The following is a 19,181-nucleotide window of genomic DNA, read 5'->3' as shown; positions in this document are numbered from 1 at the left end:
CTCCAAGACCGGAGGACGTTCTAAGGCCGGGAGAACACCGTGTGCCGGGCCGAGCAGGACGCCGTCGCGGCGCCCTCGGCCCGGTGACACGCGGCCACCGTGACGGAGGTGATCTCCTCACGGGGCTTGGCGAACTCCACCGTGTGGCCGCCGTAGAGCTCCGAGCACAGCTCGGGGGTCCTGGCCCAGGTCTTGACGTAGTACGGGTCGCCGGGCCGCTGACTGACGTACTCGATCTCCGCCCAGCCGCACCCACCCCGCGAGAACTTCAGGACCTGGGCCAGGACCGACGGCGGGCGATCCGTCAGCGAGCCGTCCCGGTAGACGCCGCTGACCAGGACCGCGCCGTCGGGGGAGTACAGCGGGCCGAAGGGGAACAGCGCCTGGCCCGCCAACGCGAGAGATGCCAACCATGTCATGAGGCCACGATCACGGACGCCCGCCGTACGCGCATGAGCATGCCCTACTCAAACCGCTTTCCCGACGTTTCCCAGCCGTTCGGCATGGGATGACCCCATCGGGGATAGGATCGCAGGTCTCATGGCCGGCTACACCGAACACGACCAGGCGCGATGGGTGCCGGAACCGCCCGGCAGCCCCGAACGCAGCCCGTTCGAACGCGACCGCGCCCGGGTCCTCCACTGCGCCGCACTGCGCAGGCTCGCCGCCAAGACCCAGGTCGTCGGGCCCGGCGAGTCCATCGGCGGCGGCCAGCACGTGCCGCGCACCCGGCTCACCCACTCGCTGGAATGCGCCCAGGTCGGCAGGGAGATGGGCGCCTCACTCGGCGTGGACCCCGACCTGGTGGAGACCGCCTGCCTCGCCCACGACCTCGGCCACCCGCCCTTCGGCCACAACGGCGAACTCGTCCTGGACCAGCTCGCCGCCTCCTGCGGCGGCTTCGAGGGCAACGCCCAGAGCCTGCGCCTGCTCACCCGGCTGGAAGCCAAGGTCATCACCGAGGACGGCCGCAGCGCCGGGCTCAACCTCACCCGTGCCGCGCTCGACGCCTCCATGAAGTACCCCTGGACCCGCGGCGAATCCCCCAAGTTCGGCGTCTACGACGACGACCTGCCCGTCTTCACCTGGATCCGGCAGGACGCGCCGCCCGGCCGCGTCAGCTTCGAGGCGCAGATCATGGACTGGGCCGACGACGTCGCCTACTCGGTCCACGACCTCGAGGACGCCATCCACATCGGCCACGTCACCCCCTCGGCCCTCCAGTCGCCCGCCGAACGCACGGAGGTCTGCGAGGTCACACGCCGCGTCTACGCCCCCGACGCCTCCCTGGCCGAGCTGGAGGAGGTCTTCGCCAGGCTCGTCGCCGACCCGCTGTGGCCGCGCCGCTTCGAGGCCACCCTCGCCGACCTCGCCGGGCTCAAGGCCCTCACCAGCGGGCTCATCGGCCGCTTCTGCCGCGCCGCCCAGGCCGCCACCAAGGAGGCGTACGGCCTGCGCCACCGCGCCGACCTGGTCGTCCCGCGCACCGCCCGGCTGGAGTGCGCGCTGCTCAAGGGCATCACGGCGCACTACGTCATGCGACGCGACGACCACCACGCCAACCAGGCCAAGCAGCGGGAACTCATCCAGGAACTGGCCGCGCTCATCACGCTCGGCGCCCCCGACACGCTCGAACCGGCCTTCCGCCCCGCCTTCCTCGCCGCCCCGGACGACGCGGCCCGCACGCGCGTCATCATCGACCAGATCGCCTCGCTGACCGACATCTCCGCCGTCGCCTGGCACCGCCGCCTCTCCCACCGCTGACCCGCCCATGCCGTACGGCGCGCCGCCGACTGTCTGGAGTCGCCGCCACCCCGGCGTGATACTGACCCCATGGCCACATTCGCGATCGTCGGCGCCGGACTCGCCGGGGCGAAAGCCGCGGAAACCCTGCGCGAAGAAGGCTTCGACGGCGACATCGTCCTCATCGGCGCCGAAACCGAACGCCCCTACGAACGCCCCCCGCTCTCCAAGGGCTACCTCCAAGGCGCCGGCGACCGCGACGAGATCTACGTCCACCCGCCCACCTGGTACGCCGACCACGCCGTCGACCTGCGCCCCGGCCGCCGCGCCGTACGCCTCGACCTCGACGCCCACGAGCTCACCCTGTCCGACGACTCCCGCGTGCCGTACGACAAACTCCTCATCGCCACCGGCGCCACCCCGCGCCGCCTCCCCGGAGCCGGCATGTACCTGCGCACCGTCCAAGACAGCGATGCGCTGAAGGAGGCGTTCGCACGCGGCGGCAGAGTGGTGATCGTCGGCGCCGGATGGATCGGCCTGGAGACCGCCGCAGCCGCACGCAAGGCCGGCTGCGACGTCACCATCGTCGAACCCCGGCCCACACCCCTGCACGCGATCCTCGGACCCGAACTCGGCGAGGTCTTCGCCCGCCTCCACCGCCGCAACGGCGTCGACCTCCGGCTGGGCACCGGCGCCGAGGAACTGTCCGAGACAGGAGTACGGCTCAGCACCGGCGAGACCCTCACCGCCGACGCCATCGTGGTCGGCATCGGCGCCACACCCAACGTCGACCTGGCCCGCGACGCCGGACTGGAGGTCGCGGGCGGCATCGTCACCGACGCCTCCCTGCGCACCTCCCACCCCGACGTGTACGCCGCCGGAGACGTGGCCGAGTTCTACCACCCGCTGTACGGCAGGCGCCTGCGCGTCGAGCACTGGGCCAACGCGCTCAACGGCGGCCCCGCCGCCGCACGCGCCATGCTCGGCCAGGACGTCGTCTACGACCGCGTGCCGTACTTCTACACCGACCAGTTCGAACTCGGCATGGAGTTCTCCGGCGACATCACCGGCTACGACAGCGTCTCCTACGAAGGCTCGGTCGACGACCTGGAGTTCATCGCCTACTGGAGGCGCGACGGCCGGGTCGTGGCCGGGATGAACGTCAACGTCTGGGACGTCGTCCAGGAGATCCAGGACCGCATCAGGGCGGAGGCGGCCACCACTGGGTGACGGTCTCGTCCTCCGGCGGCGGCGACGGCTCCGGCTTGGGCGCCTTCCGCGCCGAACACTGGACCGTGCACCTGGGCGTCTCACCCAGCCGGGCCCGCAGGGCGAGGGTCTCCTCACGCGGTGACAGCGTGGGATTGCCGTTCAGCCAGGCGTCCAGGTAGTTCCAGGGATTGACCATGCCCCGCCGTACCCACCAGTACTTCGGACCGGTCTTCCACGAGATCGCGAAGTACAGGTTCGGCGCGGTGTCGCGGGCGTTGCCCGAGTTGCCCACCGTCCCCAGCGTCTGGCCCGCCCTGACCCGCACGCCCGGCCTGATCCCCTCGGTGATCTCGTCCAGGTGGCCGCCCAGGTAGCGCACGCCGTCGTCACCGACGATCGTCACGAACCGGCCCTCGCGCGTCGGACCGGAGTCGACCGACGGACGCCACTTGTTCTGGGCGTTGACCTCGTCCACCACGCCGCCGATCGGCGCCACGAACGCGCACCCCTTCGCCGCCCAGATCGTCGTCTTCGGCAGGACGAGCAGCTTGCGCTGGTACGTCACCCGGCACCCCTTGACCGGGAACACGTAGGAGTACTTCGACAGCTTCGGCGGCGGCACCCGCACCGGATCCTGCTTGTCGGCGGCCGCCTGCGGCTGGGGCGTCGGCTGGGGGATCGTCGCGGTCACCGACGGGCTGGCCACCGCCGCCGTCGGCGGCGCCTTCGTGCTCACCCCGGCCACCCCGGTCCCCTGGGCGGCACAACCACCGGTGAGCACCAGCGCTCCGGCCACGGCCGCGAGCCCACCTCTTCGCCCCGATCGCATGATCTCCACCCGTGTCACCGTATCTGAGGACAACCTTTACCTTTCTAGCCCACCCGGCGACCCGGCATGGCCGGTTTCCACAACCCGGCGAGGCGGCAGGCACCCGGCGATGTCCTGGGGACAGGGGGGATTTGTGTCGGCCAGGAGCAATAGACTCACGGCGTGGCTGGCCGGATCCGTGACGTCGACATCGCACTCGTTCGCGAGCGCTCGCCGATCGACCACGTCGTCGGGGAGTATGTACAGCTCCGCAACGCCGGAGGCGGCAACCTCAAGGGCCTTTGCCCCTTCCACGACGAGAAGAGCCCGTCGTTCAACGTCACGCCCGAGCGCGGCATGTTCTACTGTTTTGGTTGCGGGGAAGGTGGCGATGTCATCACCTTCGTCGAGAAGATCGAGCACCTGTCCTTCACCGAGGCGGTCGAGCGGCTGGCGCAGCGGGCCGGGATCCAGCTGCAGTACGAGCAGGGCGGCTACGTGCCCAAGCGCGACCAGGGGGAGCGCGCGAGGCTGATCGAGGCGCATCGGGTGGCCGCGGAGTTCTACGCCGAGCGGTTGCTGGCGCCGGAGGCGGCGCCGGGGCGGAAGTTCCTGGCGGAGCGGGGGTTCGAGCGGGCCGACGCCGAGCGGTTCGGTGTGGGGTATGCGCCCAACGAGTGGGAGGCGTTGACCCGGCATCTGATGGGGCGGGGGTTCGCCGCGGAGGAGATCGTCAAGGGCGGGCTGGCGAAGGAAGGGCGCAGGGGGCCGATCGACCGGTTCCGTGGGCGGTTGGTGTGGCCGATCCGGGACGCGACGGGGGATGTGATCGGTTTCGGGGCGCGCAAGCTGCTCGACGGTGACGACGGGCCGAAGTATCTCAACACGCCCGAGACGCCGTTGTACAAGAAGAGCCAGGTGTTGTACGGCATCGACCTGGCCAAGCGGGAGATCTCCAAGCGGTCGCAGGCGGTGATCGTCGAGGGGTACACCGATGTGATGGCCTGTCATCTGGCGGGTGTGCCGACGGCGGTGGCGACCTGCGGGACGGCGTTCGGCGAGGAGCACATCAAGGTGTTGCGGCGCTTCTTGCTGGACCAGGCGGAGTTCCGCGGTGAGGTGATCTTCACCTTCGACGGGGACGAGGCGGGGCAGAAGGCCGCGTTGCGGGCGTTCGCGGATGAGCAGAAGTTCGTGACGCAGACGTATGTGGCGGTTCAGCCGGACGGGCTGGATCCGTGTGAGTTGCGGATCAAGCAGGGGGACGCGGCGGTGCGTGATCTGATCGCGAGCCGGGAGCCGTTGTTCCAGTTCGCGATCCGCAGCACGATCGCGCGGTATGACCTGCGCAGCAACGAGGGGAAGATCGCGGCGTTGGACGCCGCCGCGCCGATCGTGGCGGGGATCAAGGATGTGGGGCTGCGCAAGCGGTACGCGATCGACCTGGACCGGTGGCTGGGGTTCATGGACGAGCGGTTCGTGATGCAGCGCATCGCCGAGGTGAGCCATGCGCAGTCGCGGCGTCCGCAGCGGGCGCCGCGTCCGGCGCCGGTCGATCCGCACGTGAAGGTCGAGGCGGAGTTGCTGAAGCTGGCGGTGCAGCGTCCGGTGTTGCTGGGGCCGCGTTTCGACGCGCTGGACGCGCAGGCGTTCACGGCGCCCGACCATGTGGCGGTGCACAAGGTGATCGCCGAGGCGGGGGGGACCGGTTCGGCGGGGCACGGCGGGCGGGAGTGGGTGGACCGGCTGCTGGAGCACGCGGCGGACGATGCGGTGCGGGCGCTGGTGACGCGCTTCGCGGTGGAGCCGATCCAGGCGGACGCGGAGCTGGAGGAGCGTTACGCCAACGGGATGCTGGCGGCCATCGAGGCGGTGTCGATCGACCGGGCCATCGCGCAGGCCAAGTCGCGGATGCAGCGGCTGAATCCGGTGGAGGAGCAGGCGGAGTACAACCGGCTGTTCGGGGAGCTGGTGGCTTTGGAGCAGCAGCGGCGGGTGCTGAGGGAGCGGGCGGCCGGTTCGGCCTGAGTTCCGCCGGGCCGGGAGGGCGGGGGCCCTGTTTGACATCCGAAACGTCGCCGGCGTGAAATTATCGGCCCGTCATGCGTGATCACGGCATACAGAGATGACGCCCTGACCTCGGCTCTGACGTCGGGCGTGACATGGTGACCGCGCAAATATCTTTGATTTCCCGATCTTCTCCCGGCAAACCCCAATAACATCTCGATTTGGTAATGATGCAGGTCTTACCTTCTGTGACAAAAATGGGTCTGCCATTTTCGCGAACCAATACTGCAGACTGTGTCCCGTGGGTGCATCGGTGCTGCCAAGTGGACCGCCATCGGTAGACCAGGTGGCGGACCTCGTCGCGAAAGGAAGGGAGCGCGGGAGCGTAACCGTCGATGACGTCGCAGCCGCGCTCGACCGAACCGAGCTTCCCTCCGACGCGCTGGAGCGTGTCGTGCGGATGCTCGCCGAGAACGGCGTGGAGGTGCTGGAGCCGCAGGGCGACGACGACCTGTCCCGCGCCGATGAGGAAGACGTAGGCAAGCGGGCGCCGACGAGCGATCTGGTCCGCATCTACCTGCGGGAGATCGGGCGGGTGCCGCTGCTCACCGCCGAGGAGGAGGTGGAACTCGCCAAGGCGATCGAAGCCGGTCTGTTCGCGGAGGACAAGCTGGCCAACGGGGTCTCGCCGCTGGCTCATCCCGAGCTGCAGGAGCTGGTCTGGGAGGGGATCCGGGCCAAGCAGCGGCTGATCGAGGCGAACCTGCGCCTGGTGGTGTCGATCGCCAAGCGGTACGTGGGCCGTGGCATGCTCTTCCTCGACCTGATCCAGGAGGGCAACCTGGGCCTGATCCGCGCGGTGGAGAAGTTCGACTACACCAAGGGCTACAAGTTCTCCACCTACGCCACGTGGTGGATCCGGCAGGCGATCACGCGGGCGATAGCCGACCAGGCGCGGACCATCCGCATCCCGGTGCACATGGTGGAGACGATCAACAAGCTCGTCAGGGTGCAGCGTCAGCTCCACCAGGATCTGGGCAGGGAGCCCGCGCCGGAGGAGATCGCCAAGGAGATGGACCTGCCGGTGGACCGGGTCGTGGAGATCCAGCGCATCGCGCAGGAGCCGGTGTCGTTGCAGTCTCCGATCGGTGAGGAGGACTCCGACCTCGGAGACTTCATCGAGGACGCGGACGCCGTGGTGCCGATGGAGGCCGCGGCGTTCATCATGTTGCAGGACCAGCTCGACGACATCCTGGCGACGTTGTCGGAGCGTGAGCAGCGCATCATCCAGTTGCGGTTCGGCCTGGCCGACGGGCATCCGCGCACGCTTGAGGAGGTCGGCAGGGAGTTCGGGGTGACGAGGGAGCGCATCCGCCAGATCGAGTCCAAGACGCTGGCCAAGCTGCGCCACCCGACCAGGGCCCAGATGCTGCGGGACTACCTGGACTGACGGGCCGCCGCGGGGCGCCTGGTGAAGGGGCGCCCCGCGGCCGGGCCGTACCGCTAGGAGCAGCCTTCGAACTGCGGCACCGCGACGACGGACAGGTCCAGCCCGGAGCCGCCGAACCATTTCTCCAGCAGTTTCCTGGCCGTGCCGTCCTGGTACATCTCGGTGATGGCCCGGTTGAGCTGCTCGCAGCCGTCGATGTCGCCCTTCCTGATCCCGATCGAGGTGCGCTGCTCGTTGAAGGTCGCGCCGACCAGCTCCAGGTCCACGCCGGGCTGGGTGAGCAAGCCCGCCAGGATCTGGCTGTTGGTGGAGATGGCGTCGATCCGGCCGTCCTTGATCATGTCCAGGCACTCGTTGTAGTCGCCGGCCGGCACGATGACCGCTTTCACCCGGCGCTCCTCCACGATGCGCTGGGCGATGTTGGTGCCGCGCACCCAGCAGATCTTCCGTCCCTCCAGGTCACGCACATTGCGGATGGCGTCCCTGTCGGCCGGGCGCACCGCGATGTCCTGGAAGTCCACGTGGTACGGCCCCGCGAAGTCGATCTTCTCCTTGCGCTCCGGTGTGATCGACATGTGCGCGAAGACCATGTCGGCTCGCCCGTCGGTGAGCACGGTGAGCTGGTCGCCCGCCTTGATCTCCAGCCAGCGGATCCTCTTCTTCAGCCGGCCGACGAGGTACTTCGCCACGTCGATGTTGAAACCGTCGTAGCCGTGCGGCCCCCTGAAGCTGATCAGCGGCACGTCGGAGCGGATCGCGACGACCACCTCGTCCTTGTCCATGAGCGACTCCGGTCGCCCGCCCCCGCAGGCCGTCGCCAGCAGCGCGGTGACCAGCAGAGTCACGAAGATCGGCAGCCTTCTCACCGGTACTCCTTGAGTCGGGGCCAGATCCCGGCCAGCACCAGCAGCGCCGCCGCCACCAGCCCGGCGGGCACCAGCCGCCACAGCGCGCCCAGCGCGCCGTCACCTCTGTCGATGGCCGCCTCGAAGACGGACTCGTGCCGCCGGACCAGCTCCTCCAGCGCCTTGTCGTAGCTCTCGAACGCCTGGGTGAGCTCGCCGTCCCAGAACTTGATCGCCGCGTCCTTCTTCATCGTGCGCATGCGTGCGTCGGCCTGCTGGAACGCTTGGTAGGTGGCGAACAGCCGCTGCCGGTCCGGGCCGGCGACGCCGCCCAGCATGCCGCCGAAGGCGTCGTTCAGCTTGGCCTGGTAGTCGGGCAGGCTGGTGGACTTCACGGCCACCACGGTGCGCGCCTTGTCGAGGAAGGTGTGCTCGTAGGTGTCCTTGCGGCCCTTGTCCAGCAGGTAGCGGCTCTGGTCGCCGAGCATGTTCATGCTGAGCGCCCGCGCCCTGGTCAACGTCAGCACCTGGTCGAAGCCGTGGCGTTTGGCCTCGTTCAGCGACTCCGTCTGCCGGTTCAGCAGTGTCACGCCGGCCGCCAGCCCGGCGACTGTCAGCACTGTCGCCGCCACCAGGGCGGGCGCGAACACCCGGCGGAAACGGCGGGTCAGGTAGACCTGCAGCGACAGCAGGCAGCCCAGCGCCAGCAGCCCGGCCACCACGACACTCGCCCTGGCCAGCGCGGTCGCCGACCGCTCGGCGTCGTGTGCGCGCCGCACGATCGTGCCGGTCTCCAGCGTCAGGTTGTACGCCTGGGGCAGCAGCTCGCGGTGCATGAGGTCGGTGGCCTTGCGGTAGACCTCCACCACGTTGTCCGGCGGCCCGCCGGTGGTGTGCCCCGACTGCGCGTTGAGCAGCCGCGCCTGGGCGGCCAGCCGCTCGTAGCGGCCCAGCCCCTCGACGAGCGCCTCCACCGTGCGCTGCTCGGTGACGTTGTCCAAGGCCAGCTCATAGGCCTTGAGCAACTCGTGGGCGACCTCCTTGCGCAACTGGTCGTAGGCGGTCAGGCCGGCCTGCTGCTGCGGGCCGTACTCCTTGCCGAGCAGCAGCGACTCGGCGACCAGGGCGTCCATCTGGGACAGGTGCCTGTGCAGGCCGATGGTGGCGAGCACCTGCGGGCCGGCGTCGTGGCCGATGGTGCGCAGCCCGGCGCCGGTGAAGCCGGCGCCGGTCACGACCGCGCCGAGCAGCAGCGCCATGGCCAGCAGCGTGGCACCGGCCAGGGTGCGCACCCGGCGGGGCGTGGAGACCCGGGCCGCGGGTGCGGGCGTGGGCGCGGGCGGGGCCTGGAGGGCGGTCACGGCGCGCTCCCGCGGATGGTGATGACCGTCCAGGCGCCCAGGTGGACGCGGTCGCCGTCGCGGATCGGCACGGGCACGTTGACCTGGAGCGGCTTGCCGTTCAGGCGCGTGCCGTTAGAGGAACCGGGGTCCACGAGCGTCCAGGTGCCGTCGGGCTGGGCCAGCAGGACGGCGTGCAGGTGGGACACGCCCGGATCGGGCGGCGGCTCGCCGAGGTCGATCTCCGGTTTGGTGCCGCGCGAGCGGCTGCCGCGGCCGATGCGCACCTGGGGGCCGGACAGCGCGTAGGAGCGTTCGGGGCAGTAGGGCGGGAACACGACGGCGCCCGCGTCGGGGCCGCCCTCGGCGATGACCTGCTCGAAGTAGGCGCGGTCGGCGGCCACGACGGCCTCCCACGCCGTGACGGGAGGCGGCTCGACGACGGGGGCGGTGGAGTCGTGGCCACAAACCTCGCAGTACTGGCCGGTCAGCGGCGTCTGGCAGACCGGGCAGGCGGCGGGCCCCGTGGCGGGCGCACCGGCGGATGCAGCGGCGGACTCTGGGGAGGCCTGGGCCGAAGCGCCCGGCTGGCCACCGATCTGGGCGCCGCAGACGTCGCAGTAGTCCGGGTCGGCCGAGGTGTGACCCTGGGGGCAGGAGGACGTCGCCGTCATCACGCGGCCCCCGAGTCCGGTCCCGAGCGGAGCCTGCTGGTGCGGACCGAGCCGGTATCCAGCTCGATCTCGTCGGCCTTGCTGACGCCGCGCCGCAGCCGGGCGGTCCCGGTCTCGGCGTCGACCTCGACCATCTTGTCCAGCAGACGGGCGGTGTCCTCCCTGCCCGACCGGTCGGCGATCTGCCTGGCCTTCACCAGGCGGGCGGTGGCGGTCTGCTCGTCGCCGGCGTCCCTGGCCCGCAGGCCCTCCTGGATGAGCTGGTGCAGCTCGGCCTGGCCGGTGTAGTGGGCGACCTTGGCGTTGATGCGGGTGGACTGGGCCAGGTCGTCGGTCCACTCGGCCAGCACCTTGCCCTCGGCCAGCACCTCCTGGGTGTCGGGCAGCAGCAGCTTGACCCAGCCGACGCGGAACTCGTGGCCGGCCTGGTTGGGCGGCAGTTCGACGCACAGGTGGTACTCGCGCTCCTCGGCGCCCCACGAGCCGGTGGGGTAGTCGCCGATGAGCTCGTTGACGTCGGTCCGCTTGCCGGTCAGGTCGAGCAGCGTGGGGGAGACCTGCTTGAGGAAGGCGACCCTGGCGCCCTTGGGCGTCCACACGCGCAGCACCAGCTCGGCCACGGTCTTGGCCATGGCGGTCTGGGTGAGGCGGGCGAAGAAGTCGGCCAGGTCGCGCTGGTCACGCACGAAGTCGAAGGTGCCGAGCAGGGCGTCGGCGACCTTGCGCAGCTCGGCGGGCACCCAGTCCTCGCCCACGCCGAGGCTGTCGCAGGTGAAGCGGCCCTGGCACTGCCGCAGCACCTGGTCGAAGACGTGGGGGGACTCGTTGTTCTGCCCGTCGGTCATGAGGATGGCGTGCCTGATGGCGCCGGGATGCCGGTCGAGCAGCTGGCCGGCGAGCCAGAGCCAGCGCCCGATCTCGGTGCCGCCGTTGGCGCGCAGCCGCTCGATCTCGCGGACCGCCTCGGCGCGGGTGGCGGCGGAGGCGCGCACGAGCCCCTTGCCGCGCGGGTAGACCAGGCGGGCGGTCTCGGTGCCGGCGACGACGCCGAAGTGCACGCCGTCGCGCAGGTTCCGCACGGCGGTGGCGGCGGCCTGGCGGGCCTCGCGGATCTTGCCGCCGGACATCGAGCCGGAGGTGTCCACGATGATCACCTCGGCGGCCTCGGCCGGCTGCGGCGCCTGCGTGGTCATCGCCTCGGTCGAGGCCACGGTGAGGATGGCGTGCACCTGGGTGCCGTCCACCGGCAGGTACTTGTTCTGGTCCACGTGCAGGGTGAAGCTCATCGGTCCGGGCCTCCCGGGATCAAGACGATGGTGACGTTGTCGCGCCCGCCGCGGTCCAGCGCGTGGCCCAGCAGGGTCCTGGCGCGCTCCAGCGGGGTGCCGGCGGCGTCGGGGAAGCCCTCGGCGAGGTACTCCCACAGCCCGTCGGAGCAGGCCAGCAGCAGGCCGGGCGAGTCGGGGGCGAAGGTGTGGACGTGCGGGTCGACGGGCTCGGCGTCGGCGCCCAGCCAGGAGCTGAGGACGCCCTTGACGGCCACGTCGTCCTCGGTGAGCCGGACGGGTGGGCCGCCGTCGGGCAGCCAGTAGGCGCGGCTGTCGCCGATCCAGCCGACGGTGATCTCGCCCGGCGTGACGATGGCGGAGACGTAGGTGCAGGCGGGGGCGTCCTCGGGGGTGCCCATGCCGGCGACCAGCCGCGCCGCGGCTCGGGCGGCGCGGACGGTGGCATCGTGGTGGGCGGCGCCGCCGGACAGCTCCTCCAGCAGCGTCCTGGCGGCCAGGCCGGCCGCGGAGACGGCCGCCTCGTCGCCGCGGGGCGAGGTGGCCACGCCGTCGCAGACGACGCCGATCGTGACCTTCTCCCCGGCGAGGAGCGCCATGGCGTCCTCGTTGCGGTGGCGCCTGAGCCCCTTGTCGGTGACGCCCGCCGCGCCGCCCTCCAGCTCGATCTCGTGGTGGTCGCGCCCGGCGGGCACGCGCAGGCCGCACCGCAGGCAGTAGCGCTCCTCGTCGACGTCGGCCGAGCCGCACGCCGGGCAGGCGGAGGGGTCGGCGAGCCGGTGGCCGCAGTTCTCGCAGAAGGTGTGCTCGGGCAGCACGGGGGCCTGGCAGGAGGCGCACGTCATAGCCACGTCCTGGGTCGTACGGCGTTGGCCCGGTCCACGTAGGCGTGGCGGTCCTGCCGGGTGGCGGCGGCCTTGGCCAGCCTGCGGTACCGGTTGGACAGCTCCTGGCGCAGGCCGGTGTCGGTGAAGGGGACGCCGGCCAGCCGGAGGCCCTGCGCGCCCGGCCCGGCCAGGGGCAGGGCGGCCTCCAGCAGCGCGGCGGTCAGCAGGTCGCGCCGCCGGGCGTCCAGGTCGGGCAGGTCGTCCAGCCGCTGGACGGCCTGGGCCAGCTCCTGGGGCCCGGCCGGGGCGCGGGCGACGGTCTCGACGATGGTCAGCTGGGCGGCGGCGTGGTGGCTGGAGCTGCGCGGCACCTGCTCCAGCACGGCGATGGCCTCGTCGCGGCGGCCGGCCGCCAGGTGGGTCCTGGCCAGGCCGAACGCGGCGCCGACGTAGGCGTGGTCGGTGTGCCAGACGACCTGGTACCAGCGGGTGGGGTCCTGGCCGGCGTGCTCGGCCGCCAGGCCCAGGGCCAGCTTGGGCGCGAGCTCGCCGGGCAGGACCGACAGGCACGTGTCGAACAGGTCCATCGCCTCACGCGCGCGGCCCTCGGCGAGGGCGTGCACGGCCATGCACCAGGTCACCCGCCAGTCGCCGGGTAACGCCGCCGCGGCGGCGGAGAGCGCCTCGCCGGTGCCGGGCAGGCCGTTCTCGGCCAGGATCCGCGCCTTGGCCAGCAGCGCCTCCGGCGTGGGCGGCAGCGCCTCCAGCTGGGCGGCGAGCTCGGCCGGGTCGCGGGCGATCAGCCCGGCCAGGGCGGCGGCGGCCGGGTCGTCGGGGTCGGCCGGCGGCGCGGGCAGGCAGGCGGGCCCCGGGGGCTCGAGCACCTGGCCGGGCGTGAGCCGTTCGGGGCCGAAGCGCTGCGAGGGGGCCGGGTACGGCACGCCCTCCTGCGCGGCGGTGATCTCCCGCAGCACGCCGGTGAGCTGCTCGGCGAACTCCTCGGCGCTCTGGAAGCGGCGCAGGGGGTCGGGGTCGGTGGCGCGCAGCAGCACCCGGCGGAAGGAGTCGTTGCCGCAGTCGGCCGGGATGGGGTTGACCTTGCCGCGGGTGGTCGGGCTGAAGCCGGGGACGCTGAGGGCGGCCAGCGTCCTGGCGACGGTGTACAGGTCGGTGGTGACGGTGGCGGGCTGGGTCTCGATCTCCGGGGCGCTGTAGCCGAACGTGTGCCAGGAGGTGCCGGGCGGCGAGCCGAGGCGCTGGACCGCGCCCAGGTCGATGAGCTTGAGCTGCTTGCCCACGCGGATGGCGTTGGGCGGCTTGAAGTCGCAGTACACCAGGCCGTTCTCGTGCAGGTAGCCCAGCGCCTTGAGGATCTCCAGCCCGTAGCGGATGGACTCGGTCAGCGGGATGAGTCCGGCCTTGCGCAGCTCGGCCAGCGACGGGCCGCCGACGTACTCCATGACGATGTAGCCGGCCGACAGGTGCCGCACGAAGTTGATGATCTTGACGATGTTGGGGTGGTCGACCGTGATGAGGAAGCGCCGCTCGGCCTCGGCCGCCGCCAGCGCCTCGGCGTCGCCGGCGTTGAGCAGGCCCTTGAGCACCACCCACTTGCCGTCCAGGTTCTCGTCGGAGGCCAGGTAGATCCAGCCGAGGCCGCCGTGCGCGAGCGGGCCCTCCACCCGGTACTGCCCGCCGATCAGGTCGCCCTTGGCCAGCTTGGGCTCGAAGTCGTAGGGGTGGCGGCAGTGGGGGCAGAAGCCGCGGGTGCGTCCCGGCTGCCCGCCCGCGCCGCGGCCCACCGGCTTGCCGCAGCTGGAGCAGAAGCGTTTCTCCTCGGCGACCATCGGGTTCTTCAGCACGACCTCATGCGGGTCGCGGACGGGGACCGGCGGCAGGTCCTCCAGCCCCTCGCGTAAGACGCCCCTGCGGCGGCTGGAGGTGCCGGCGCCGCTGGGCCTGGTCACCGGTCCCGACACCGGCGTGCCGACCGGCACGCTCGGCGGCGCCGCCTGCGCGGACTGGGCGGCCTGGGCGGACTGGGCGGCCTCCTGGTGGCCGCAGTAGTCGCAGTAGCCGTCGTCGTACTGTCCCGGGCAACCAGGCTGCGAGCAGTTCTTCATGGCCTCACTCCGTTCGGCGGCTCCGGGCGCCAAAAAGCCCGCCCTTCCCTCGTCACGCTTTGGGCGCTGGGGGCGCCCAAAGCGCTCCTCAGTCCAGAGCGGGCGCGCCCTCCGCGCTTCACCGGGTACCTCCAATCGCGCGGTGGTACTGCTCGACGGCCCGCGCCGCCTCGGCCAGGTCGCAGGGTGCGGTCCACAGCAGGTCGTGCGCCCTGTCGTACAGGCCGGCCACCGCGGGGTCCTCGGCGAGCTTCTTCCGTACGGCTTTCGCCTGGCTTGCAAGGAGCCTGCCGCGCAGCTCGTCGCGCCGGTTGACCAGCCCGAGCAGCGCACCGGCCGCCTGCCTGGCGCGTCCCTCGGCCTCGGCGGCGGCCTGCTCCAGCCGCGCCAGACCTTCGGCGCGCTCCAGCCAGCCGCCGGGGGAGACGTCGATCGCCTCCAGCTCGGCGGCGAGCTCCTCGGCCCTGCTCGCCGGCCGGGCCGACGCGGGAAGGGCGATCTTGGCGCAGACCTGCGTGTGCGCCAGCCTGGCCTGCTTCTCGGCCTCGCCGACGCGGGCGATCAGGCCGGTGAGCGTCTCCTTGCGCCTGCCGTACTCCTGCTTGACGGCCAGGGCGCGCTCGAGGCCGGCGAGCAGGCCCCGCACGCGGGTGAGGAGGCGGTCCAGGCGGTCGGCGGGCGGGGCGGCGCCGAGGGGGTCGCACAGCGTGTCGTCCCGCAGCCGCCGGACCTCCTCCTGGAGGTCTGTGACGTCGGGGCCCTCGCCCAGCTCGGCGGCCAGGCCGGCGATGCGGCGCAGGGCGGCCTCGGCCTCGTCCAGGCGGGGGAAGACGGCCGACCAGACGGCGTCGACGGCCTCCAGCTCCGAGGCGATCTCGCGGTAGGCGGCCTCCATGCGGACCACGACCTCGTCCAGGCTGATCCGGACCTCGGGAGGCGGCAGCAGGGTCGGGGTCGCGGGGGCGGGCGGCTTGACGGCGACGGACCGCCCGGCCAGCAGGTCGGTCAGCTCGGCCAGCTCCTCGGCGCCGGGGCGGGCGCGCCTGGCCCTGACCTCCTCGGCTAATCGCAGGGTGGCCCGGTAGGCGTCGTTGAGGGCCCACAGCGTGGCGGCGGCCTGCCGTACCCCGGCCCATCGCCGCTGGGTGGCGCCGCGCAGCGGGGAGGTGTCGAGCAGCCGGTAGGTGGTGCCGGCCTCCAGCGTCAGCAGGCTCTCGGAGATGCGGTCCTGCTCGGCTCTGCGGGCCTTGAGCGCATGGTCGGCCCCCTCCCTGCTCATGGGCGTGCTCATGGCGCCTCCTGGAACCCCCGTCATGAGCTGATTTATCGGATCAACGCCTGGTTTGTCGACAGGGTTCCGTCTCCCCCTGATGTGGACCGTGAGGTAAGGCAAAGCTAAGTTAGGAGCACCTAATGGTTCTTCTGAGGAGACCGTGCCGATGCAGTCCATGCGTGCCCTCGTCCTGTGTGGAGCCCTGGTGCTCGCCGTGTCCGCCTGCGGCGGCGACGACGGCGCGGACGGCGGCTCGGCCAGCGGCAGCGGCAGCGCCGCCCTCCAGGCCACGCCGACCGAGCCGGCCAAGGAGAGCGTCGCGCTCACCGCGACGGACACCAGCTGCGTCGCGGCCAAGACCGACCTGCCGGCGGGCGTCGTCAAGTTCGTGATCAAGAACGACGGCTCCCAGATGACGGCCGTCTACGTCTACCGCTCCGACCGGACCGTCGTCTCCGAGCGCAACAACATCCAGCCGGGCACGACCGCCGACTTCGTGGTCCAGCTCGCCGCCGGCAGCTACCAGCTGGCCTGCAAGCCCGGCCACAAGGGCGACGGCATCCGCCAGGACATCAAGGTCACCGGCGAGGTCGCCGCCCAGCAGGATCCGCGGGTGACGCGGGCCGTCCAGGAGTACCGGGCCTACGTCGCCGCCCAGGTCGACGACAGCATCGCCAAGACCGAGCAGTTCGTCGCGGCGGTCAAGAAGGGCGACGTGGCCAAGGCCAAGGCCCTGTACGCGCCCAGCCGTGTGGGGTGGGAGAGCGTCGAGCCGGTCGCCGAGGCGTTCGGCGACATCGACCCCAAGGTGGACCTGCGCGAGGCCGACCTGGAAGAGGGGCAGGAGTGGACCGGGTGGCACCGCCTGGAGAAGGCGCTGTGGAAGGCCCCCGGCACGCTCAAGAAGGAGGCCAAGTACGGCGACCGCCTCCTCGCGGACCTGGCCGAGCTGAAGGCCAAGCTGCCCGGCGCCCAGATCGACGCCCCCTCCATGGCCAACGGCGCCAAGGAGCTGCTCGACGAGGTCGCCACCAGCAAGATCACCGGCGAGGAGGAGGCGTTCTCCCACACCGACCTGTGGGACTTCGACGCCAACGTGGCCGGCGCCAAGAAGGTCTACGACCTGCTGACGCCCATCCTCATGGAGAAGAACCCGGCCCTGGTCACCACCCTGGACACCGAGTTCGCCGACGTGGCCGCGCTGCTGGACAAGCACAGGAAGGGCGACGGCTTCGTCTCCTACACCGAGCTGTCCAAGGACGAGGTCAAGGAGCTCGCCGACGCGGTCAACGCGCTCGCCGAGCCGCTGTCCGGCCTGGCCGCGGCGGTGGCCTCGTGAGGCTCACCCGCCGCCGGCTGATCGCCGGGGCGGGCGTGGCGGCGGGCGCGGGCGTCGCCACCGCCGTCGCCGTACGGCACGACGCCGGGGAGCCCGCCCGCGCCGCCTCCTCGGTCGTGCCCTTCCACGGCCCCCACCAGGCCGGCATCGCCACGCCCGTCCAGGACCGGCTGCACTTCGCGGCCTTCGACCTGGTCCAGCCCTCGCCCGCCAAGGTGGCGGCGCTGCTGCGCGCCTGGACCGACGCCGCGGCCCGCATGACCGCCGGGCAGGAGGTGGGGCGCGGCGCGGTGGGCGCCCCGCTGGCCCCGCCCGACGACACCGGCGAGGCGCTGGGCCTGCCCGCCTCCCGCCTGACGCTGACCGTCGGCTTCGGCCCGTCGTTCTTCGAGAAGCTGGACCTGGAACCGCCCGCCAAGCTGCGGAAGTTGCCGCACTTCCCCGGCGACAAGCTGGACCCGGCGCGCTCCGACGGCGACCTGTGCGTCCAGGCGTGCGCGGACGACCCGCAGGTCGCCGTGCACGCCGTACGCAACCTGGCCAGGCTCGGGTTCGGCGCGGTCTCGGTGCGCTGGTCGCAGCTCGGCTTCGGCAAGACGTCCTCCACCACGCCGCAGGAGCAGACCCCGCGCAACCTCATGGGGTTCAAGGACGGCACCAACAACATCGCCGGCGCCGACACCGCCGCGCTGGACAAGCACGTGTGGGTGGGCGAGGAGGGCCCGGAGTGGATGCGGGGCGGCTCCTACATGGTGACCCGCCGCATCCGCATGCACATCGAGACCTGGGACCGCACCTCGCTGAAGGAGCAGGAGGACATCATCGGCCGCACCAAGGCCGAGGGCGCCCCCTACGGCGGCGTCCGCGAGCACGACCCGGTCGACCTGGCCAAGCAGCCCTCCGACCCGCCCTCGCACGTACGGCTGGCCAACCCCGGCTCGCTGGGCGGCGTGCGGATCCTGCGCCGCGGCTACTCCTTCACCGACGGCTCCGACGGGCTGGGGCGGCTGGACGCCGGGCTGTTCTTCATCGCCTTCCAGCGCGACCCGGAGACCGGCTTCATCCCGATCCAGCGGGCGCTGGCCGCCTCCGACCCGCTGAACGAGTACATCCAGCACGTCGGCTCGGGCATCTGGGCCTGCCCGCGCGGCGTGCGGCCCGGCGGCTCCTGGGGCGACGGCCTGTTCAGCTGACCTGCCCGTCTGAGCGCGGCCCTGAGCGCGGCGCCAAGGGGCCGGGGATCTCGCCCGAGCCGCGCGCGATCAGCCGGGCGGGCAGCCGGACGGTGCGCGCCCGGCTCCTGTCGCCCGCCAGCCGGGCCAGCGCGCGTTCCGCCGCGATGACGCCGAGCCGGGCGGTGTCCTGGGCGAGCACGGTCACGCCGGGGTCGAAGGCGTCGGCCAGGGCGAAGTCGTCGAACCCGACGAGCGCCACGTCGCGCCGCCGCGCCCGGCTCAGGTGCGTCAGGGCGCCCATGCACACGAAGTTGTTGGCCGCGAAGATCGCGGTGGGCGGGTCCGGCAGGGCGAGCAGCTCCCCGGTGACGCGGGCGCCGTCGTCCTGCCGGTGGGCGTCGGCCACCAGCGCCGGGTCCACCCGCAGCCCCGCGGCCTCCAGCGCGGCCCGGTAGCCGCGGAAGCGCTCCTGCCGGGTGTAGAGGTCGGCGGGGACGTCGCCGACGAAGGCGATCCTGCGGTGCCCGTGCCCGATCAGGTGGGTCACCCCCTCCCTGGCGGCCTCGAAGTTCTCGGTGACCACGCAGTCGGCCGCCATCCGCACGGGGGGCCGGTCGATGAAGGCGATCGGCAGGCCCCGCCTGCGCTCGGCCCGCAGGTACTCGTGGTCGCTGGCGGCGGTGGGCACGACGAGCAGGGCCGTCGGCTGGCGGTCCAGGAAGGAGGTCACCAGGAACCGCTCCCGCTCGGGGTCCTCGTCCGAGGGGCCCACGACGAGGGTCAGCCCGTGGTCGCGGATGACGCTCTCCACGCCGCCGGCCACCGAGCCGAAGAACGGGTTGGCCAGGTCGGGGATGACCAGCCCGACGGCCCTGTCCCTGGCGCCGGCCCGCATGTGGCGGGCCAGGACGTTGGGCCGGAAACCGAGGGCGTCCACCACCTGCAGGACCCTGCGCCGCGTCTCGGCGCTGATGCGCGGCTCGTCGTTGAGTGCCCGGGAGACCGTCTTGATGCTGACACCGGCCTCCCTGGCCACGTCCTTGAGCGTGGGGCGCTGCACTCGTGCGCTCATGGCTTCG

At 72.0% G+C, this 19,181-nt stretch carries 16 protein-coding genes; 6 read left to right on the top strand and 10 right to left on the bottom strand.

Annotation, left to right across the window (positions count from 1 at the left end):
* Nucleotides 1-20: 20 nt before the first annotated feature.
* Nucleotides 21-419, bottom strand: a complete 399-nt coding sequence (locus tag BSB02_RS25195) for a hypothetical protein (RefSeq protein WP_143591107.1) — start codon at nucleotides 417-419, stop codon at nucleotides 21-23.
* 121 nt (nucleotides 420-540) lie between these two features.
* Between BSB02_RS25195 and BSB02_RS25190 the strand changes: the two genes are divergently transcribed.
* A complete protein-coding gene (locus BSB02_RS25190; RefSeq protein WP_084962521.1) occupies nucleotides 541-1,764 on the top strand; it encodes a deoxyguanosinetriphosphate triphosphohydrolase in 1,224 nt (407 codons plus the stop codon).
* A 69-nt stretch (nucleotides 1,765-1,833) separates the two neighbouring features.
* Nucleotides 1,834-2,973 (top strand): NAD(P)/FAD-dependent oxidoreductase, encoded by a 1,140-nt coding sequence (locus BSB02_RS25185; RefSeq protein WP_084962519.1) that lies wholly within the window; start codon nucleotides 1,834-1,836, stop codon nucleotides 2,971-2,973.
* Here BSB02_RS25185 and BSB02_RS25180 read toward each other — a convergent pair.
* Nucleotides 2,945-3,784: a M23 family metallopeptidase gene (locus BSB02_RS25180; RefSeq protein WP_143591124.1), complete on the bottom strand. Its 840-nt coding sequence runs from the start codon at nucleotides 3,782-3,784 to the stop codon at nucleotides 2,945-2,947. The two genes, BSB02_RS25185 and BSB02_RS25180, sit on opposite strands and share 29 nt — an antisense overlap.
* A 162-nt stretch (nucleotides 3,785-3,946) precedes the next feature.
* On the opposite strand from BSB02_RS25180, the gene dnaG reads away from it, so the two are divergent.
* Nucleotides 3,947-5,791 carry a DNA primase gene (dnaG, locus tag BSB02_RS25175; protein WP_084962516.1) on the top strand — a complete coding sequence of 615 codons (1,845 nt, stop codon included), beginning with the start codon at nucleotides 3,947-3,949 and terminating at the stop codon, nucleotides 5,789-5,791.
* A 325-nt stretch (nucleotides 5,792-6,116) separates the two neighbouring features.
* Entirely contained in the window at nucleotides 6,117-7,220 is a 1,104-nt protein-coding gene (gene rpoD / locus BSB02_RS25170) for an RNA polymerase sigma factor RpoD (RefSeq protein WP_420855883.1), read from the top strand.
* A gap of 53 nt (nucleotides 7,221-7,273) precedes the next feature.
* On the opposite strand, the gene BSB02_RS25165 is transcribed toward rpoD, so the two are convergent.
* From BSB02_RS25165 to BSB02_RS25135, 7 genes are all read right to left on the bottom strand, one after another.
* Nucleotides 7,274-8,086 (bottom strand): transporter substrate-binding domain-containing protein, encoded by an 813-nt coding sequence (locus BSB02_RS25165; protein WP_084962512.1) that lies wholly within the window; start codon nucleotides 8,084-8,086, stop codon nucleotides 7,274-7,276.
* Nucleotides 8,083-9,426: a hypothetical protein gene (locus BSB02_RS25160; RefSeq protein WP_084962510.1), complete on the bottom strand. Its 1,344-nt coding sequence runs from the start codon at nucleotides 9,424-9,426 to the stop codon at nucleotides 8,083-8,085. The genes BSB02_RS25165 and BSB02_RS25160 overlap by 4 nt, the downstream gene beginning before the upstream one ends.
* The gene (locus tag BSB02_RS25155; protein WP_084962507.1) at nucleotides 9,423-10,079 is read right to left on the bottom strand and encodes an FHA domain-containing protein; all 657 of its coding nucleotides are present in this window, start codon (nucleotides 10,077-10,079) and stop codon (nucleotides 9,423-9,425) included. The genes BSB02_RS25160 and BSB02_RS25155 overlap by 4 nt, the downstream gene beginning before the upstream one ends.
* The gene (locus BSB02_RS25150; RefSeq protein ID WP_084962505.1) at nucleotides 10,079-11,365 is read right to left on the bottom strand and encodes a VWA domain-containing protein; all 1,287 of its coding nucleotides are present in this window, start codon (nucleotides 11,363-11,365) and stop codon (nucleotides 10,079-10,081) included. The genes BSB02_RS25155 and BSB02_RS25150 overlap by 1 nt, the downstream gene beginning before the upstream one ends.
* Nucleotides 11,362-12,210, bottom strand: a complete 849-nt coding sequence (locus BSB02_RS25145; protein ID WP_084962504.1) for a PP2C family protein-serine/threonine phosphatase — start codon at nucleotides 12,208-12,210, stop codon at nucleotides 11,362-11,364. Before BSB02_RS25145 ends, BSB02_RS25150 begins: the two co-directional genes overlap by 4 nt.
* Nucleotides 12,207-14,315: a serine/threonine-protein kinase gene (locus tag BSB02_RS25140; RefSeq protein WP_084962502.1), complete on the bottom strand. Its 2,109-nt coding sequence runs from the start codon at nucleotides 14,313-14,315 to the stop codon at nucleotides 12,207-12,209. Before BSB02_RS25140 ends, BSB02_RS25145 begins: the two co-directional genes overlap by 4 nt.
* Before the next feature lie 118 nt (nucleotides 14,316-14,433).
* Complete coding sequence (locus BSB02_RS25135; protein ID WP_084962500.1) at nucleotides 14,434-15,606, bottom strand: hypothetical protein; 1,173 nt, start codon at nucleotides 15,604-15,606, stop codon at nucleotides 14,434-14,436.
* Nucleotides 15,607-15,754: 148 nt separating this feature from the next.
* Between BSB02_RS25135 and efeO the strand changes: the two genes are divergently transcribed.
* Together efeO and efeB are read left to right on the top strand one after the other, a co-directional pair.
* Entirely contained in the window at nucleotides 15,755-16,927 is a 1,173-nt protein-coding gene (gene efeO / locus BSB02_RS25130; RefSeq protein WP_206184870.1) for an iron uptake system protein EfeO, read from the top strand.
* Nucleotides 16,924-18,120: an iron uptake transporter deferrochelatase/peroxidase subunit gene (efeB, locus tag BSB02_RS25125; RefSeq protein WP_084962496.1), complete on the top strand. Its 1,197-nt coding sequence runs from the start codon at nucleotides 16,924-16,926 to the stop codon at nucleotides 18,118-18,120. Before efeO ends, efeB begins: the two co-directional genes overlap by 4 nt.
* On the opposite strand, the gene BSB02_RS25120 is transcribed toward efeB, so the two are convergent.
* Nucleotides 18,113-19,174: a LacI family DNA-binding transcriptional regulator gene (locus BSB02_RS25120; RefSeq protein WP_084962494.1), complete on the bottom strand. Its 1,062-nt coding sequence runs from the start codon at nucleotides 19,172-19,174 to the stop codon at nucleotides 18,113-18,115. The two genes, efeB and BSB02_RS25120, sit on opposite strands and share 8 nt — an antisense overlap.
* Nucleotides 19,175-19,181: the final 7 nt, after the last annotated feature.

It is taken from the genome of Thermoactinospora rubra, from assembly GCF_002093975.1.
Lineage (GTDB): Bacteria > Actinomycetota > Actinomycetes > Streptosporangiales > Streptosporangiaceae > Nonomuraea > Nonomuraea rubra_A.
The sequence above is the reverse complement of the archived record's forward strand: the minus strand, read 5'-3'. Positions and strand labels throughout refer to the sequence as shown.

Coding starts and splice junctions, on each gene's coding strand:
- BSB02_RS25195 (WP_143591107.1), bottom strand. CDS start 419: ATGACATGGTTGGCATCTCTCGCGTTGGCGGGCCAGGCGCTGTTCCCC.
- BSB02_RS25190 (WP_084962521.1), top strand. CDS start 541: ATGGCCGGCTACACCGAACACGACCAGGCGCGATGGGTGCCGGAACCG.
- BSB02_RS25185 (WP_084962519.1), top strand. CDS start 1,834: ATGGCCACATTCGCGATCGTCGGCGCCGGACTCGCCGGGGCGAAAGCC.
- BSB02_RS25180 (WP_143591124.1), bottom strand. CDS start 3,784: ATGCGATCGGGGCGAAGAGGTGGGCTCGCGGCCGTGGCCGGAGCGCTG.
- BSB02_RS25155 (WP_084962507.1), bottom strand. CDS start 10,079: ATGACGGCGACGTCCTCCTGCCCCCAGGGTCACACCTCGGCCGACCCG.
- BSB02_RS25150 (WP_084962505.1), bottom strand. CDS start 11,365: ATGAGCTTCACCCTGCACGTGGACCAGAACAAGTACCTGCCGGTGGAC.
- BSB02_RS25145 (WP_084962504.1), bottom strand. CDS start 12,210: ATGACGTGCGCCTCCTGCCAGGCCCCCGTGCTGCCCGAGCACACCTTC.
- BSB02_RS25140 (WP_084962502.1), bottom strand. CDS start 14,315: ATGAAGAACTGCTCGCAGCCTGGTTGCCCGGGACAGTACGACGACGGC.
- BSB02_RS25135 (WP_084962500.1), bottom strand. CDS start 15,606: ATGAGCACGCCCATGAGCAGGGAGGGGGCCGACCATGCGCTCAAGGCC.
- efeO (WP_206184870.1), top strand. CDS start 15,755: ATGCAGTCCATGCGTGCCCTCGTCCTGTGTGGAGCCCTGGTGCTCGCC.
- BSB02_RS25120 (WP_084962494.1), bottom strand. CDS start 19,174: ATGAGCGCACGAGTGCAGCGCCCCACGCTCAAGGACGTGGCCAGGGAG.